Annotated in this window: 15 protein-coding genes and 3 pseudogenes; 6 read left to right on the top strand and 12 right to left on the bottom strand. The window is 50.2% G+C overall.

All coding sequences use genetic code 11. The features are described 5' to 3' along the window. Positions 1-1,345: tetratricopeptide repeat protein (locus O71_RS15145; RefSeq protein WP_007658364.1), on the top strand; the 1,345-nt coding region annotated here is incomplete at its 5' end. Positions 1,346-1,640: 295 nt separating this feature from the next. Beyond that, positions 1,641-3,356 (top strand): single-stranded-DNA-specific exonuclease RecJ, encoded by a 1,716-nt coding sequence (gene recJ / locus O71_RS15150; RefSeq protein WP_040574382.1) that lies wholly within the window; start codon positions 1,641-1,643, stop codon positions 3,354-3,356. Between the two features lie 51 nt (positions 3,357-3,407). Here the strand turns inward: recJ and O71_RS15155 are convergent, their stop codons facing one another. After that, a complete protein-coding gene (locus tag O71_RS15155) occupies positions 3,408-3,683 on the bottom strand; it encodes a hypothetical protein (protein ID WP_007658368.1) in 276 nt (91 codons plus the stop codon). Positions 3,684-3,755: 72 nt separating this feature from the next. Further along, positions 3,756-4,619, bottom strand: a complete 864-nt coding sequence (locus tag O71_RS15160) for a glycoside hydrolase family 25 protein (RefSeq protein WP_007658370.1) — start codon at positions 4,617-4,619, stop codon at positions 3,756-3,758. Positions 4,620-4,819: 200 nt separating this feature from the next. On the opposite strand from O71_RS15160, the gene lptB reads away from it, so the two are divergent. Both lptB and O71_RS15170 read left to right on the top strand, forming a co-directional pair. Further along, positions 4,820-5,551: an LPS export ABC transporter ATP-binding protein gene (gene lptB, locus O71_RS15165; RefSeq protein WP_007658374.1), complete on the top strand. Its 732-nt coding sequence runs from the start codon at positions 4,820-4,822 to the stop codon at positions 5,549-5,551. Positions 5,552-5,664: 113 nt separating this feature from the next. Then, a complete protein-coding gene (locus O71_RS15170; RefSeq protein ID WP_007658376.1) occupies positions 5,665-7,164 on the top strand; it encodes a GH3 auxin-responsive promoter family protein in 1,500 nt (499 codons plus the stop codon). A 443-nt stretch (positions 7,165-7,607) separates the two neighbouring features. Here the strand turns inward: O71_RS15170 and O71_RS15180 are convergent, their stop codons facing one another. The 4 genes and pseudogenes from O71_RS15180 to gltX all read right to left on the bottom strand — a co-directional run bounded on the left by O71_RS15180 (position 7,608) and on the right by gltX (position 10,895). Continuing rightward, entirely contained in the window at positions 7,608-7,982 is a 375-nt protein-coding gene (locus tag O71_RS15180) for a hypothetical protein (RefSeq protein WP_007658380.1), read from the bottom strand. Between the two features lie 58 nt (positions 7,983-8,040). Beyond that, complete coding sequence (locus O71_RS15185) at positions 8,041-8,808, bottom strand: TIGR00266 family protein (RefSeq protein ID WP_007658381.1); 768 nt, start codon at positions 8,806-8,808, stop codon at positions 8,041-8,043. Positions 8,809-8,852: 44 nt separating this feature from the next. After that, the gene (locus O71_RS15190) at positions 8,853-9,221 is read right to left on the bottom strand and encodes a hypothetical protein (protein ID WP_007658382.1); all 369 of its coding nucleotides are present in this window, start codon (positions 9,219-9,221) and stop codon (positions 8,853-8,855) included. Positions 9,222-9,355: 134 nt separating this feature from the next. Further along, positions 9,356-10,895 (bottom strand): annotated as a pseudogene (gltX, locus tag O71_RS15195) (glutamate--tRNA ligase). Between the two features lie 165 nt (positions 10,896-11,060). Between gltX and O71_RS15200 the strand changes: the two are divergent. After that, positions 11,061-12,083: a YihY/virulence factor BrkB family protein gene (locus O71_RS15200; RefSeq protein WP_007658383.1), complete on the top strand. Its 1,023-nt coding sequence runs from the start codon at positions 11,061-11,063 to the stop codon at positions 12,081-12,083. Here O71_RS15200 and O71_RS26590 read toward each other — a convergent pair. The 3 genes and pseudogenes from O71_RS26590 to O71_RS15210 all read right to left on the bottom strand — a co-directional run bounded on the left by O71_RS26590 (position 12,080) and on the right by O71_RS15210 (position 13,105). Further along, the gene (locus O71_RS26590; protein ID WP_007658384.1) at positions 12,080-12,262 is read right to left on the bottom strand and encodes an alpha/beta hydrolase; all 183 of its coding nucleotides are present in this window, start codon (positions 12,260-12,262) and stop codon (positions 12,080-12,082) included. The two genes, O71_RS15200 and O71_RS26590, sit on opposite strands and share 4 nt — an antisense overlap. After that, positions 12,256-12,618, bottom strand: a complete 363-nt coding sequence (locus O71_RS22735) for an alpha/beta hydrolase (protein ID WP_255345399.1) — start codon at positions 12,616-12,618, stop codon at positions 12,256-12,258. The genes O71_RS26590 and O71_RS22735 overlap by 7 nt, the downstream gene beginning before the upstream one ends. A 107-nt stretch (positions 12,619-12,725) precedes the next feature. Then, positions 12,726-13,105, bottom strand: a pseudogene (locus tag O71_RS15210) (RidA family protein). 49 nt (positions 13,106-13,154) lie between these two features. On the opposite strand from O71_RS15210, the gene O71_RS15215 reads away from it, so the two are divergent. Beyond that, the gene (locus tag O71_RS15215; protein WP_007658394.1) at positions 13,155-13,838 is read left to right on the top strand and encodes a 3-hydroxyacyl-CoA dehydrogenase family protein; all 684 of its coding nucleotides are present in this window, start codon (positions 13,155-13,157) and stop codon (positions 13,836-13,838) included. Positions 13,839-13,909: 71 nt separating this feature from the next. On the opposite strand, the gene glmS is transcribed toward O71_RS15215, so the two are convergent. From glmS to O71_RS15230, 3 genes and pseudogenes are all read right to left on the bottom strand, one after another. Beyond that, positions 13,910-15,745 carry a glutamine--fructose-6-phosphate transaminase (isomerizing) gene (gene glmS / locus O71_RS15220; protein WP_007658396.1) on the bottom strand — a complete coding sequence of 612 codons (1,836 nt, stop codon included), beginning with the start codon at positions 15,743-15,745 and terminating at the stop codon, positions 13,910-13,912. A 94-nt stretch (positions 15,746-15,839) separates the two neighbouring features. Next, positions 15,840-17,219 carry a DUF4270 family protein gene (locus O71_RS15225; protein WP_007658398.1) on the bottom strand — a complete coding sequence of 460 codons (1,380 nt, stop codon included), beginning with the start codon at positions 17,217-17,219 and terminating at the stop codon, positions 15,840-15,842. Beyond that, positions 17,203-17,433: pseudogene (locus tag O71_RS15230) on the bottom strand (glycogen synthase); the annotation flags it as partial. The pseudogene O71_RS15230 and the gene O71_RS15225, both read right to left, overlap by 17 nt.

The raw sequence follows: 17,433 nt of genomic DNA on the forward strand, positions 1-17,433 counted from the left end.
TGAGCACAACCGTTCGCTCATAGCACTCTATACCTTCCGGCAGAAGCACGAGAATCTGATAGGAGAGGCGCTTAACCTGCTGCAGGAAAACGAAAGTGATCTGATCTATGTGCAGAATATGCTGCAGAACAGCATGCAGGACGAGAAGGCCTTTGATGCACTGGAGAAAGAGCTGATTACCCGGGTGCAGCAAAACCCCGATTTGCTGGCTTACAACGAACTCCTTATCTGGCTCTACATCCAGCGACGTGACTTCTACAGTGCTTTGCTGCAGGCCCGTTCTGTAGACAAGCGCACCCGCAGCGGCGGTACCCGTGTGATGGAGCTGGGTGCTATCAGTGCCCGCAACAATGACTACCAGGGTGCCATTGAAGCCTATGAGTACATCATCAAAGAATATCCGGATGGTCCCTACTACCTAATCGCAAGGCAGCGGCTGATAAATGCCCGTGAAGAGCAGGTAGAAAATACTTTCCCGGTTGACCTGGACAAGATCAGGGCGCTGATATCAGACTACGAAGCGCTGCTGGCTGAAGTGGGGCGCAATGCCCAAACGGTAGAGGTGTTGCAGCACATGGCTAATCTGTATGCCTTTCATTTGGATGAAAAGGACAAAGCCATCGAGTTGTTGCAGGAGGCTGTTGCAACTCCCCGCGCCAAGCCCGATTTTGTGGCTGAGAGCAAACTCACGCTGGGCGATATATACCTGCTGAAAGGAGAGCCCTGGGAGTCGACCTTGCTGTACTCGCAGGTAGAGAAATCGCACAAGGAGACGCCGATCGGGCATGAGGCGAAGCTGCGCAACGCCCGGCTTAACTACTACAAAGGCGACTTCGAGCTGGCACAGGCTCACCTCGACATCCTGAAGCTGGCTACCAGCCGCGAGATAGCCAACGACGCCATGGACCTGAGCCTGCTGATCACCGACAACACGGGGCTGGACACCTCTACTGTGGCTATGGAAGAATATGCGGCAATCGAACTGCTCGTTTTCCAAAACAAGCTGGACGAGGCGCAAAACAGATTGAATGCCATGCTGCAGAAGTTCCCGGGGCATAGCCTGACAGATGAGATTTACTTCCGCAAAGCCAGCATCTACGAGCGCACCGGTGCGTTTGACAAAGCCATTGCCAGTCTGGAGAAAGTAGTCAATGCTCCCGCCGATATTCTGAGTGATGATGCCCTGTACCGTATGGCTTATATCTACGAAGAGAGCCTGAAAGACACGCAGAAGGCACAGGAGTTATACAACGAGTTTCTGGTGAAGCACCAGGGCAGCATTTATGTGGCTGAGGCACGCAAGCGCTTCCGGAAGCTGCGTGGGGATGCGCCCGTCGTGAACTAGCAAATAAAATTTAATCCTGTAGCGTACAAGCATGTTGCTATGAAAAGAAAATAAACAGGATCAGGATGAAGATCAGGAAGAATCCATACATGATCAGGTCCAGGGAGTAGTTCTTATACTGCTCATAAATTTCTCTGAGGCGTTTCATGATCTGGGGTATTGTTTCATGATCTGGGGTATTGAGGAGCTGCAAATTACAAAAAATAGCGGAAAGGTGCTGTGTAAGGGGCTGCGGCGAGCCTAAATCCTGCGTAAATTGACTACCTTTGCTTCGGGTTTATTTGTGAAGCAGCATATGGAGAAAAGGTGGGTATACAATAAAAGCGTAGCGCCGGAGGCAATCAATCAATTGGCAGAATCGCTCCGGATCAGCACCACACTGGCCGATGTACTGTGCCAGCGCTCTATCTGTACTTTCGGGGAGGCGAAAGCCTTTTTCCGCCCTAGCCTGCTCGACCTGCACGACCCTTTCCTGATGAAGGACATGCAGCTTGCCGTCGACCGGATAGTTGAGGCACTGCATCGCTCCGAGCGCATACTGGTTTACGGCGACTACGACGTAGACGGCACCACCTCTGTGGCGCTTATGTACAGCTTTCTGCATTCACTTACCCAACCCGGCCAACTCGAATATTACATCCCCGACAGGTATAAAGAAGGTTACGGCGTATCCACGCAAGGTATAGACTATGCCGCTGAGCAGGGCTTTTCGCTTATCATCAGTCTCGACTGCGGCATTAAATCGGCAGACAAGGTAGCTTATGCCAGTTCATTAGGTATAGATTTCATCATCTGCGACCACCACCTGCCCGACGAGGATATCCCGCAGGCAGTGGCCGTACTGGATCCGAAACAGATTGACTGCCCATACCCTTACAAAGAACTCTCAGGCTGTGGCGTTGGCTTTAAACTGATCCAGGCTTTTTGCTTTCAGCAAGGTATACCGCAGGAAGAGGCATTTAAGCTGCTCGACCTGCTGGTGGTGAGTATAGCGGCCGACATTGTGCCGATTACGGGTGAAAACCGCATCCTGGCTTACTTTGGTCTGCAGCTGATCAACGGACCAGGCCCCCTGCGTCCGGGCCTTGAGGCACTCAAGGAACTGGCAGGTATAACCGGCGAGATGGATATTACCAGTGTCGTGTTCGGCTTTGCGCCCCGCATCAATGCAGCAGGGCGTATGGGCGATGCGAAGCGCTCTGTGCGGATGCTACTGGCCCAGACCAAGGCAGAAGCCTTCGAGATGGCCGACATCATCAACGAATCTAACAAAGAGCGCCGCGACAAAGACTCGAACATCACCAAGGAAGCGCTGCAGATGATCGCCGAGGACGACTTTCTGCGCAATGCGAATTCTACGGTACTCTACAAGGAAAACTGGCACAAAGGTGTGATCGGAATTGTGGCTTCGCGCTGCATCGATCACTACTACCGCCCTACGATCATCCTGACGCAATCTAATGGCAAGGCTTCTGGCTCGGCCCGTTCGGTGCACGGCTTCAATGTGCACGACGCCATTGAGAGCTGCTCAGACCTGCTTGACCAGTTCGGTGGTCACATGTATGCAGCAGGGCTTACATTGCCTGTAGAGAATGTGCCAGCCTTCAGACAGCGCTTTGAGGAGGTTGTGTCCCGCACCATTACCGAAGACCAAAAAATTCCGCAGATAGAAGTAGATGCGAAAATCAGACTCAATCAGATCACCCAGAACTTCTACAACATAGTGAAGCAGATGGAGCCCTTTGGCCCGGGCAACATGAAGCCGGTATTTGTGTCGGAATGTGTGTACGATACAGGCGCGGTGCGTGTGGTTGGCGACAGCCACCTGAAACTGCGCCTGACGCAGGACGGTTTCTACGACATCGATGCCATCGGCTTCGGCTTTGGCGACTATTTCAAATTCATCTCGAAAGGTATACCCTTTGATGTGTGCTATACCATAGAAGAAAACGAGTTCAGGGGAAATGTGACGCTGCAGCTGCGCATCAAGGACATCCGGATGTTGAAGTAGTAAGGAGAGATTCGTGCCTGTCTCAGGTATAAAGAGAGGTTTAACCTGACTCTAAAATGCGTACCCATATAGAAGGATCAGACAAAGCGCGCACAGCCCTATACCTGATAACCCCAGCTTGACATATCGGCGCCTGAAGGCGAAATAGCCGAGTACAATGCCCAGTGCTTCTACTGCGAACAGCGACATCACCACAGAAAGGCTCATAGGGTAACTTGCTACAGTGTGCTGTACATCACCTAGGACCAGGCTCTCTTCAGCCTGATAGTAGGTGATGACGATCAGCCCTATTACACCTATCAATACAGAAACGATCCCTGTTTTCATAAACCCAAGTTACAAAAGGCTTATAAAACTTAAAACGGCGCTGCAATAACTCTGCAGCGCCCGTTTTAAGTTTTATGGCTCGTCGATGTTGTTTGCCAGAAGCTTGACAGCAGGCAGTTGCTCAAGCTCGGCCAAAATCACCTTTTCGGGGTATGGCGTCAGTTTAGGAGGTACGCACATCAGGTTCAGGCTGTTCATATCGCCTGCAAAGTAGTTAAGATCAATAGCAGCATTTATACCTGCCAGCTTGCCTGTGTCGGTGTACTGCCAGAAAAGCCACTTGTCTTCGTGGTGAATGTCGGGCTCAATAGTATTGTATCGGGCAATCCAGAAATGATAGTCCTTGAAATGACCCTGCAGCCAGCGGCGGTAAAAATTCTGATTGGTATAGATGATGGGTTTTACACCATAGTGCGCTGTAACGGCCTCAAGCCAGATGCGCATGTTTTTTCGCATGTCGGCGGGAGAAGTGTGCTTCTCAATTACTTCCACATCCAGTACAGGAGGCAGGTCGCCTTCGTGCAGCTCCACTGTGTTGATGAACATCTCGATCTGGCCCTGCACCGGAGCGGCAGGTATAAAGAAATGATAAGCGCCTCGTTTGATGCCCACACGCTTTGTTTCTTCCCAGTTGCGGGCAAAGTATGGGTCCAGCCTGTAATCGTCCTGTGTTGCCTTTACAAATGCAAACGACACGCCTGCGTCCCGCACCTGGTCCCAGTCGACCTCTTTCTGCCACTTCGACACGTCTATACCCTTGAGGCTTGAAGAGGTGATCAGCGTGGTTTTAGTGGTAGCCCCTGTGCTTTTGGCTGTGGCACCGTTGTTTTTTGTATTATCGGAATTTCCAGAAGGAATACCGGTAAACAGCAACGAGAGTAATAAGCCAGAATAAGCCATCTTGTGGGCGGCCAGGTAAAGTAAAGAAAACATCATAAAGGCTGGTTAATCGGAATTCCAAACTAATAAGAAGACGCGACACTAACAACAGTGCACCCGGAATAATTTCATTTATAAAATTTGATTTTTTGAATATATCGGAAAGTGTATCTGCTGTTATACCTGCTCTGGACATGTATAAAACTTGGCAGGATTACTGCATTGCAGGACGGGTCAAGAATGCTTAAATTAGCCCGATGATATTAAGAGCCGAACATTTATTTAAAAAATATAAGTCGCGCATGGTCGTGAACGACGTGAGCGTGGAAGTGAACCAAGGTGAGATTGTGGGTTTGCTGGGGCCAAACGGTGCCGGTAAAACTACTTCGTTTTACATGATCGTGGGCCTGGTAAAGCCGAACGAGGGCCGCATATTCCTCGACAAAGAGGATATCACGGACCTGCCCATGTATCAACGGGCCAAACGTGGCGTGGGCTACCTGGCACAGGAAGCGTCTGTGTTCCGGCAACTGACAGTAGAGGAGAATATCCTGGCCCCACTGGAGATGACCAATCGTCCGAAGAAGGAGCAACTGGAGAAGGTGGAGGAACTGCTGGAGGAGTTCTCACTTACGCACGTGCGCAAAAACAAAGGTATCGTATTGTCAGGCGGTGAACGCCGCCGCACCGAAATCGCCCGCGCCCTGGCCGTAGACCCTAAATTCGTGCTGCTCGATGAGCCCTTCGCCGGCGTAGACCCAATTGCGGTAGAAGAAATCCAGAGTATCGTAGCCAAGCTTAAGAGCAAAAATATCGGTATCCTGATTACCGACCACAACGTAAACGAAACCCTTTCCATCACCGACCGCGCCTACCTACTCTTCGAGGGTAAAATCCTGAAGTCAGGCACCGCTGAAGAACTGGCTGCCGACGAGCAGGTACGCCGCGTATACCTGGGCAAACATTTTGAATTAAAACGCAAGATTTAGTCTACATTAGGTATATTACAAGGCTAATGTTTGCAAGTTTAGTGATAGGAAAAGCAGTTTAACAATTTAGCCATCAGCCTTTGGAAATCATAAACTCAATCGTGACGTGGGTGATGAAGAAGCGGATTCATGACATTGATCTGTTTCGGAAATACCCACATGAAGTGCAGAACGAACTGTTTCAGGACCTGATCAGCACGGCGAAGAACACGGAGTTTGGCAAGAAGTATGGCTTCGGCGATATGAAGTCGGTGAAGACCTTTCAGGAGCGGGTGCCGATTGCTACTTACGAAGACCTGTACCCTTACATAGAGCGGGTGATGAAAGGGGAACAGAATATCCTGTGGCCGAGCAAGATTGAGTGGTTCGCCAAGTCGTCGGGCACCACCAATGCCCGCAGCAAGTTTATACCTGTCAGCCCGGAGTCGCTGGAAGACTGCCACTACAAGGGCGGTAAAGACATGCTCTCGCTCTACGTCAACAATTACCCTAACACCAAGCTTTTCACAGGCAAAGGCCTCTCTATTGGCGGCAGCCACCACCCCAACGAATTCAACGCCAAGACATCCTGCGGTGACGTGTCGGCTGTGATTATGCAGAACCTGCCGATCTGGGCAGAGGCCATGCGCACGCCGCCGCTCAAAGTAGCCCTGATGGACAAGTGGGAGGAGAAGATCGAGAAGATGGTGGAAGTAACCGTGCCGGAGAACGTAACCAGCCTGAGCGGTGTGCCGACGTGGACTTATGTGCTCCTGAAGCGCATACTCGAGGTTACTGGCAAAAAGAACATCCTGGAGGTATGGCCGAATCTGGAGCTCTTCACACACGGTGCTGTGGCATTTGGGCCATACCGTCAGCTGTTCAGAGAGATCATCCCTTCCGCTCAGATGCACTACCTGGAGGTATACAATGCCTCCGAAGGCTTCTTTGGTATACAGGACCAGCGTGACACCGAAGACGAGATGTTGCTGATGCTGGACTATGGCGTGTACTACGAGTTCATCCCGATGGACCAGTTCGAGGAGGAAAACCCCAAAACACTGACGTTGGATCAGGTAGAACTGGGTAAGAACTATGCTATTGTTATCTCGACCAACGCCGGTCTGTGGCGCTATAAGATTGGCGATACTATACGCTTCACGAATCTGAGCCCATACCGCATCAAGATATCAGGCCGCACAAAGCACTTCATCAACGCCTTTGGCGAAGAAGTGATCGTGGAGAATGCTGAAGTGGCCATTACGAAGGCCTGCGAAGCCACTGGCGCCATTATCTCGAACTTCACAGCCGCACCTGTATACATGCAGAGCGGCAAGCGTGGCGGCCACGAATGGCTGATTGAGTTTGAGAAAGAACCGGATAGTCTGCCCCACTTCACCCAAGTGCTTGACCAGGCCCTGCGCGAAATCAATTCCGACTATGACGCCAAGCGCCAAAACGACATCGCCCTGCAGGAACCTATCGTACACGCCGCCCCAAAAGGCACCTTCATGAACTGGCTCAGCAAAAAAGGTAAACTTGGTGGCCAGCACAAAGTGCCGAGACTGAGCAATACCCGTGAGTATTTGGAGGAGATAATGGAAGTAAGTGGGCTGGCAAGAGTAAAGAATTAAACAAAGCTGTCATTTCGAACGCTAGTGAGAAATCTGAAGTGAATAGTAATGAATATCCCTCCAGATTTCTCACAACTACGCTGACTCTCTTCGGCTCGCGCCTAAAGAGTAGTCGAAATGACAATAAAAATGCCCGACAGTTTATACCTGCCGGGCATTTTTGCTTTTAAACTATACCTCAGGTATAGCAACTATCTGAATAAGCCGTAAATCGTTGCGGATACTGCGAAACCCAGGACTAACAGGAGCGCAACATTGAGATACACAGGTACCGTTTTGCCTTTCACTTTTTTGTAATCAAAGCCCTGCGCTGTTAGTACCATTAACAGAACGAGGTTGATAATGGTCAGAACACGGTTAAGGCCGTTCCAGGTATTCTTTATTTCTAAAGTCATTCTTCAGATTTATGGTTAAAGATAGCTATGCACTAGTAAATCTAATATTTAAATTGCCAACCTTCTGATATTCGTAATTGTCAACATACCCCCCATTACAAGCCCACTAAGTGAGAGCACCGAACCAACGGCTATCAGCTGTATAGCACTTTGATTGACTACTTCGAAATCACTGAATTCAGACAAGGTGGCCAGAAAAGCTATTAAACTGATTGCTATGGCCATTATGCCCAAACTAGCTCCTACCACTTTATGCTGCAATACTGCTTGAATAGTGAGAGCGACTATAACGCCCAAAGCGACAAAACTAAATTTTTGCATCGCAACTAAGTCTCCAAATAACCAAAAGCTGGCTAATCCGATGAAGTAGATGTATGGTAGTACCTGACTGCCATAACTTTTGGGTTGAGCATGTCCTTCCATTTATAGAGAGGCTTCAGGTGGATACTTATTTACTTAAATACGGCTAATTGATTATCAATTACTCCAGGAAACTACTCATAAATCCGCCTTCTTTCTTGGTGTTCTCACCGTGTGGCATCAGTGCTTCGATCAGTTTCTTTACAGGCATAGACTGCAACCATACTCGACCAGTGCCGCGTAGGGTGGCCAGAAAGATACCCTCACCACCGAAGATCATGGACTTGAGGCCGCCGGCCCGCTGAATGCTGAAGTCTATACCTTGCTCAAAAGCCACTACGCAGCCTGTGTCGACACGCAGGGTTTCGTTGTTGAGCTCTTTCTCTACGATGGTACCACCTGCATGCAGGAAGGCAAGTCCGTCACCGGATATCTTCTGTAGGATAAAACCCTCGCCACCAAACAGGCCGGAACCCAGCTTTTGATTGAAATGCATCGCGAGTTTTGTACCCAATGCCGCAGCCAGGAAGGCGTCTTTCTGTGCGATAAGTGTGTTACCATTGAACTGCTGCAGATCAAGAGGCAGAATAGTGCCGGGGTAGGGAGCTGAAAAAGCGACCCGACTCTTACCATAGCCACGGTGCGTAAAGTGCGTCATAAACAGCGACTCACCCGTGATCAGGCGACTGCCTGCTGAAACCAGTTTGCCCAGAAAGCCCTGGCTGGGGTTGGATCCATCTCCCATTTTGGTCTGGAAGTCGATGCCCTCTTCCATGTATACCATGGCGCCGGCCTCGGCAATCACCGTTTCGTTGGGGTCGAGTTCGATTTCGAGTACCTGTATGTCGTTACCGAAAATGCGGAAGTCGATTTCGTGTGCGTTTCTCATAGTTTTTAGGACTTAATGTTCGGATAGACAATATAGTAAATTATCTAATCCTCTTCATCGTCCTCGTCCTCATCACCACGTCCTTTTTTTCGACGGGCCTTCGGCAGGTCCTTGTCGTCCTCGTCATCCGAAACGGAGCTGGTGCCTTTCACGAAATCCTCGTCGGTTTCCTCTACTTCCTCACCCTCCTCTATATGAAACTCTTCTTCCTCTTTTTTTGCTTTCTCAGCAGCATCCCGCTTTACCAGTTTTTTGTCCTCCACATTTTTGTTCAGGAATTCATTGATCTGGTCGATAGAGTAGTTCGACATGATCTCGCCCTGCTGGTTCACTTTGATCTCGAAGCCCTCGAGGTCCTTGTGCACCCGCGTTTTCTTTTTAGAGCTCTTGTTCTCTTTTTTATTCTTAGCCATAGTCTGGTCCTTTTGTTCTCACTGAAGTATAAGGCGAAACGGCCAAATAGTTACAGCCAGGTATAGGAGCCAGGTATAACAAGAGCGGCTATCCCTTTCGGAATAGCCGCTCTTGTTCAAGTATAAGGTATAGCCTAAGCTGTTGCGTAGTGGCTCAATGCGCTAATAGCAGCATCTATACGGTTCTGTGTTTCCTCACGGCCAATCACCTCGATGATCTGCATCAGGTCAGGGCCAGCCTCGGCTCCTGTCACGGCCAGACGAAGCGCCTGCATGACCATACCCAGCTTCATGCCGTGGCGCTCCAGAATACTTGTCAGGAGATCCTTTACTGAATCGGCGTTAAAGTCACTCAGGTATCCAGTTCGTTGCGGAAGTCGGTGAACACGGCCACGGCCTGACTGTTCCACTTTTTAGAAGCTACTTTCTCGCTATACTCGGTAGGAGCCACGAAGAAGTAAGCAGCCTCACGCCAAAACTCCTGCGGGAAGCTCACACGCTCCTTCATCAGGCCGGCAATTTTCTCAGCCTTCGCAGGTGAGCAAGAGATGCCATGCTCTTCCAATGCCTTCAGCAGGTAACCTGCCAGTTCAGCGTCTGGCTTGGCGCGCAGGTACTGCTCGTTAAACCAGCGAGCCTTCTGTATATCGAAACGGGTACCGGACTTACCGATACGCTCGATGGTGAATTCATTAGCTAATTCCTCCATCGAGAAGATCTCCTGCTGCGTGCCCGGGTTCCAGCCCAGGAAAGCCAGGAAGTTGATGAAGGCCTCAGGAATATAACCCGCCTCACGGTAGCCAGAGGAGATTTCGCCTGAGAACGGATCTTCCCAACGAAGCGGGAACACCGGGAAGCCGAGCTTGTCGCCATCACGCTTGCTCAGTTTGCCGTTGCCGTCAGGCTTAAGCAACAGCGGCAAGTGCGCAAACTCTGGCATGGTGTCTTCCCAGCCCAGGTAGCGGTACAGCAACACGTGCAGTGGAGCCGATGGCAACCACTCCTCCCCACGGATTACATGCGTGATCTGCATCAGATGGTCATCCACAATGTTAGCCAAATGGTACGTCGCATGCCGTCCGACTTCATCAGTACTTTATCATCGATGGCAGAAGAGTGTACCATTACCCAACCGCGGATCAGGTCTTTCAGACGCACTTCCTCTTTGCGCGGCACTTTCAGACGGATCACATACGGGTCGCCTGACTCCAGACGGCGCTTCACTTCATCTTCCGGCAACGTGAGCGAGTTTTTCATCGTCATGCGGGTGATGGCGTTGTACTGTGGCGTGGCTACCTTGGCAGCCTTCAGACGCTCGCGCATTTCCTCCAGTTCCTCGGCCGTGTCGAAAGCGTAGTAAGCATGGCCGCTCTCGATCAGCTGCATGGCGTACTGCATGTACATCGGCTTGCGCTCCGACTGGCGGTATGGCGCATATGGGCCACCGTTCCATGGGCTTTCGTCCAGCTCAATGCCGCACCACTCCAGCGACTCACGGATATAATCTTCAGCACCAGGCACAAAACGGTTTTGGTCTGTGTCCTCGATGCGCAGGATCATTTTGCCGCCGGTTTTCTTGGCCAGCAAAAAGTTGTAAAGGGCCGTGCGAACACCGCCGATATGGAGAGGCCCTGTTGGGCTCGGGGCAAAGCGTACTCTAACTTCTCTTTCCATGTATGGTTATTTCAAAAAGGCATTGCAAATGATGGCACAAAGGTACAAAATAAATTCTCGTTTCGGTAAGGTGTTGCTTTCTCTGCCTTATACCTTTGACAAGAGCCTGCACAAACATAACATTTGATTTGCGTATCAGTTTAAGACAAGGCCAAACACGACTCCATGCCCCGCCAAACGCTCAAAAATATCTGGTGCCTGCTCAAGGAAACCAGCCTTGAGTTTATCGAGAACAACTCCTTCCAGAAAGGGGCGGCGCTGGCGTATTATACCATTTTCGCGTTACCGCCCATTCTGTTGATCATCATCAACGCGACAGGCTATTTTTTTGGTGAGCAAGCCGTTTCGGGGGAAGTCTACTACCAGATTCGGGAAACAGTTGGCTCGGAGGCGGCTTTTGCGGTGCAGCGTATGGTCGAGAGCATCAACGATATCACCGATTTCAACCTCGCCACTGTTGTCATCGTTGTTACACTTTTCATAGCGGCTACGGGTGTGTTTGTTTCGCTGCAGGACTCGCTCAATGAGGTATGGTACGTGCGACCAGCCCCCAAGCGCGGCTACGTTAAGCTGATTCTTGACCGCTTCCTGTCCTTTGCCATGATCCTGGCCATTGCCATTCTGCTCATCGTATCGTTGCTGGCTAACACCATACTGGTGGCCATCGGCGATTTTCTGACGGCGAGGCTTGCAGGCTGGTTTGTATACGTGCTGCGGGGCGTCAATTTGGTGTCAGGCTTCCTGCTCATGACCTTTATGTTCGGCTGTATATACCGCTTTCTGCCCGATGCCAAAATAAGGTGGCGTGATGTATGGGTGGGAGCGCTGGTTACCTCTTTGTTATTTGCCATCGGTCGAGAAATCATCGGGCTATACCTGGGCACGAGCAACATCACCTCCATCTATGGGGCGGCGGGTTCGGTTATCGTAATCCTACTGTGGGTGTTCTATACCTCCCAGATCATCTTCTTCGGGGCTGTGTTCACGTTTGTTTACTCCCGCAAGTATGGCTTCAATATCTATCCCGCAGAGTATGCTGTGCGCTTTATCCGGCAGGAAATAGAAGTAGGCCACACGGCCGTGAATGCTGAGCCAGGTAAGTTTACGAAGGACATTTATGGGGAAGAGGAAGCGAAAGAAGCGGCTGAGTCGGATGAAAAAGACAAGTCTGCGGGGGAGGGAATTTAAGCAACTTTCATCTGCTTAAGTCTGTCGATAAGTTCCAGCCCAAAGTCCCATTTGCCAAACCCGGATTTGCTTTCGATGTGCCCGGCTTCCTTAAGCGTTACTAACTCGCTTCCCCAGTTCCTGGCAAATAGCTGCGCCCTTTCAAAGTCTACTACATGATCATCTGTGCTTGCTACCACAATAGTGGGAAAAGGTAATTTGCTTGCAGGCATCGGGTTAAACCTGTTATATAGGAAGGGTAGCCGGGGCTGTCCACATCGCTCGGTGCCACAAACAGGGCCCCTTTTATGGCGTGTCCATACATCTCAAACCACTTGATAATGGTCACACAGCCGACACTGTGGCCAATTAGAATTAACTGTTTGTAGTCGAATTGCTTTAACTCTTCTTCCATTTTACTTATCCATTCCACGCAGTCAGGCTTTTCCCAGTCTGATTGTATTACCCTGTAAAATTTAGAAGGGTGGTCATTTTCCCATATCGTCTGCCAATGGTTTTCGTCAGAATTGTGCAGGCCGGGGATGTTTATGTTCATGTTGCTCTTTGTGTTTAGCCCGCTGAGAAGCGGAAGGTATAAAAACGAAACCTCCAGCCCCATTGTAAAAATTGGGCTGGAGGTATAAGCCTATTAGCTAAAGCGTTCTATAAGGCAGCAATACACGAAATCTCTACATTCACATCCTTCGGCAGGCGGCTTACCTCTACCGTCTCACGAGCAGGTGGGTTGGAGCTGAAGTAGCTGCCGTATACCTCGTTTATTTTGGCGAAATTGCCAGGTCTTTCACGAAGATGGAGCACTTGAGCACGTTGTCGAAGCCCATGCCTGCCTCTTGCAGAATGGCGGATAGGTTTTTCATCACCTGGTGCGTTTCCTCCTCAATAGTGCCGCTCACCAGCTCACCGCTTTGCGGATCCAGTGGGATTTGGCCCGAAACGTACATAATGCCGTTGTGAAGTGTTGCCTGGCTGTAAGGGCCGATAGCGGCTGGCGCATTGGCCGACTTGATAATGGTATGGTTCATAGTCCGATTAGTTTTAATGTGTATCTTTACCCATCAAAAGTACAGAAATATGCACATACTTGTTTTGTCTGGCGATGAAATGGCCGCTGAGTTTAAACAGAAATTTCCGGAAGGAGGCAACGGCAATACCTATACCTTTCTGCATAGCCGCCACCTAACCGATGATCAGCTCAAGCCTGGCGATGTTGTTTTTGACTTCCTGCTGCACCAAGAGCCTGAGCGCCTGAGCGATTATGGCCCAGGTCAAATCGTGTTCTGTCAGGCCGTGACGAAGCAGCTAGCTTCGCTGGTGCGTGAATCAGGTTTAGAAAGGATCTGCACCTTATTCGGTTTCAATGGACTGCCAACCCTCCTTAACCGCCCGGTGCTGGAGGTAAGCCTATATGAGCAGGAGGATGCCGAGAAACTGAAACAGGTATGCGAACAGCTCGGCACGGAGTATCAGTTAGTAGAAGACCGTGCAGGCATGGCTACACCGCGCATCCTGTGCATGATCATTAACGAAGCCTGCTATACCTTGCAGGAAGGCACTGCCTCTATTCAGGATATCGATTTGGGTATGAAACTGGGTACCAACTATCCGCACGGACCATTTGAATGGGCGAATGCGATAGGTATAGACAATGTATACCAGGTGTTGGAGGCGATGTACGAAGACACCAGAGAAGAGCGCTACAAGATTTGCCCGCTGCTCAAGACAAAGTATCTGAGAGGGGAGAAGTTTAGCCTCTAAGATAGTTCATAATAAAGCAAAAGGGCCAGCAACTGATTAGTCGCTGGCCCTTTTTTATAACTATTAATCGATTACTCCACTGTCACAGACTTCGCCAGATTACGAGGCTGGTCTACGTTACAGCCGCGCATTACCGCAATGTGGTAAGACAGCAACTGCAGCGGAATTACCGACAGCAACGGCACCAGGTGCTCGCTTGTTTCCGGAATTTCAATCACGTGATCCGCCATGGCAGGTATAGTCGTGTCGCCTTCCGTTACAACAGCGATGATCTTGCCTTTACGGGCCTTCACCTCCTGTATGTTCGACACGATCTTCTCGTAAGAGCTGTCCTTAGTAGCAATTACCACCACCGGCATCTGCTCGTCGATTAAGGCGATCGGGCCGTGCTTCATCTCAGCGGCAGGGTAGCCTTCGGCGTGGATGTAAGAGATCTCTTTCAGCTTCAGGGCGCCTTCCAGTGCAACCGGGAAGTTATAGCCACGACCCAGGTATAGGAAGTTCGTAGCGTCCTTGTACTGCTCCGAAATCTTGATGATCTGGTCGTTTAGCTCCAGGGCTTTCTCTACTTTGGCCGGAATGCTCTCCAGCTCCACCATTAACTGGTGCAGTTTGGTTGTTTCCAGCGTGCCACGCTTGCTGCCAATAATCATGGCAATTAGCGAAAGCACCGTTACTTGAGCGGTAAAGGCCTTTGTGGAGGCAACACCGATCTCAGGACCAGCGTGGGTATAAGCACCCGCATCCGTGGCACGGGCGATAGAAGAACCTACCACGTTGCAGATACCAAAAATCGTAGCACCTTTTGACTTGGCCAGCTCCAGTGCGGCCAGTGTGTCAGCTGTTTCACCAGACTGCGAAATCGCCACCACAATATCACGCTCACTGATGATTGGGTTGCGGTAACGGAATTCTGAAGCGTACTCCACTTCCACAGGTATGCGTGCCAGGTCTTCGATCAGGTACTCGGCCACCAGACCGGCATGCCACGACGTACCGCAAGCTACGATCAGGATACGGTCCGCATTCACAAATTTGTTCTCAAACTCACGGATGCCACCCATCATCAGGTGATTACTCTCCGCGATCATACGGCCGCGCATGCTGTCGAGGATAGAGCGAGGTTGCTCAAATATCTCTTTCAGCATGAAGTGTGGGTAGCCGCCTTTCTCGATCGACTCCAGCGCCATTTCTAGGCGTTGAACGTAAGGCGTTTGCACCACGTCCTCTTTGGTACGGATCTCCAACTCACCGTTTTTGATCACTACCAGTTCGTAGTCGTTCACATACACCACGTCGTTGGTATACTCAATGATTGGGGTAGCGTCAGAAGCAAGGAAGTATTCGCCTTCGCCTATACCTACTACCAGCGGACTACCCTTACGGGCAGCGATGAGTTGGTTCTGGTCTTCCTTAGAGAGCACCACAATAGCATAAGCTCCTACCACTTCGTGCAGGGCCAGGCGAACCGCCTCAGCCAGTGAGCAGTTGCTGTTCTGCTTGATGTCTTCAATCAGGTTGATGAATACCTCTGAGTCAGTCTCTGACTGGAAGGTATGGCCTTTTTGGATCAGGAGCTGCTTCAGGGAGGCGTAGTTCTCGATGATGCCGTTGTGGATGATGGCAATGTTCTTGGAGCTAGAGTAGTGAGGGTGTGCATTGACATCGTTTGGTTCACCGTGGGTAGCCCAGCGGGTATGGCCCATGCCGATGTTGCCATGCACATCTTTATCTGCAATAAACTCTTCAAGGTCGCTTACCTTGCCTTTTCTTTTGAAGACGTTCAGGCCTCCGTTCATCAGGGCTATTCCTGCGCTGTCATAGCCTCTGTATTCAAGTCGTTTCAAGCCCTTAAGGACAATAGGGCAAGCATCTCTATGCCCTACGTACGCTACAATTCCGCACATATAGTATTAAGTTTCAGTAAAAAAAATAAAGGTACCTGCAAAGGTACCTTTTTCTTTATAATGTATAAAGTATCTGCTTAATATTTGCGCGATACTATTGTAGCTTCGAATAGTATATCAGTAGCCTTACTGGGTTTGCTTCATTATTTGTCACAATGGCACGGTAAGGACGCGTTTCCGGACGAATAGATACGGTTCCGTCTGACTGCGAAGCAGCCGATACAGCGCCCAGCATCAGTCCATTGTTTTGCTTCAGGCCCATCATCACACCCTGCAGGTAACTGGTCACATTCAGGGTATAATAGTCGACGCCATTTTTGCGGCTACTAGCCACCAAAGCTGGCACTCGGGTATCCAGTGGATTGACACCATCCTGCTGCACCGCACGTACAGTACCTGTTATATCTCGCAAAAACTGGTTGGCATTGTTGGTTTCATACAAAGCCAATTGAGGAGGTCTCGGCAGGTTGTTCTCCGAAGAAGCCGCTTTAACAGGTATGATCAGCTCGGCCCGGTTAATGATCAGGGTGCCTGGGATATCCTTGAATTTTTCCAGGTGAGGGATTGTGATCTTGCTTAGCAGTTGCGTGCCCGCCTGTATATAAGAATCCCCGCCTGTTTCGCTGGCAGGTACAAAGTCACCATTCGACTGCAACTCGGCAACGGCAGTGCCTGTTCGGTCAGATGATATCTGTGTAAAGTAATTGCCTGCGCCCAGCAAAAAGTTATGCTGTCTGGCAGTGCCTTCGGCTGTGGTATAGTGCAGTGTCAGGCTCGTGTTAGTGCTACCCAGTGTCAGACCAACTATACTTGCATTCTCGCCCTCAGGCACTGTTAATGCAAGACCTCTGAAAAAGTTAGAGAAACCGGCCTGGTCTGCTAAACCCGCCTGGCCTGACTGGGCCATAAACTCGTTTGCCAGCTCGCTACTCAGTTTTATCTTCAGCAGTCTCGTCTTCTTTGTCGTCACGTTCTCCGCCCTTTCTGTATCTATGCGCGGCAGAAAAGCTTTCGAACCAACAGGGTTAGAGTCGTAAGCAAAAGGAGTTGTGGTAAAGTAAGAGGTTCTCTCGTCAAAAGCACCTGTCACACGATGCACATTCACCTGCATCGTCTTCAGGGTGTCCGCATACTTAAACGAATAGTCAAGTGTAAGCACCAGCGAGTCTGCTCTGGCACCTGCGCCGAAGTTTAAGCCGGTACCATTGATTGACACCTCCGTGATTGTGCTGGCACGTACCTTACCCAGCACCGGATCTACATACTGGCCTAGCAAAGGCGGCTGTGAACGGAACGAAAGGATCGAGTCGCCCTGAAACACAGTTCCGGTCCGGATGGTAAGGGTGTCAGTGAACTCGGTACCTATCAGGTTTTCGTCCTGTAGTTCGAGTCCGATGTCTTTTGGGTCTTCGCAGGCTGTAAGAGCGGCAAATGAAAAGAAGAATAAGAGTAATCTCCTAACGGCTGAGTTCATTATATAGGTTGAAGTATGAATCACACAGGTTGTCGTCGGCACTGATGGTATTGATGTTCTTGTTTGTCTCAACAAATTCATTGAACAGGGCGCTGATGTTTTCGCCGAAGTTCTCATTTGTCTTGATCACAGAGTCAGCGTACTCCATGCCAACCTTGATAAAGCTGTCCAGGTCCGCTTCCTGCAAAGAGGCCAGCATGCTGTCATCGATATC

This window comes from Pontibacter sp. BAB1700 (genome assembly GCF_000277005.1).
Classification (GTDB): Bacteria; Bacteroidota; Bacteroidia; order Cytophagales; family Hymenobacteraceae; genus Pontibacter; species Pontibacter lucknowensis.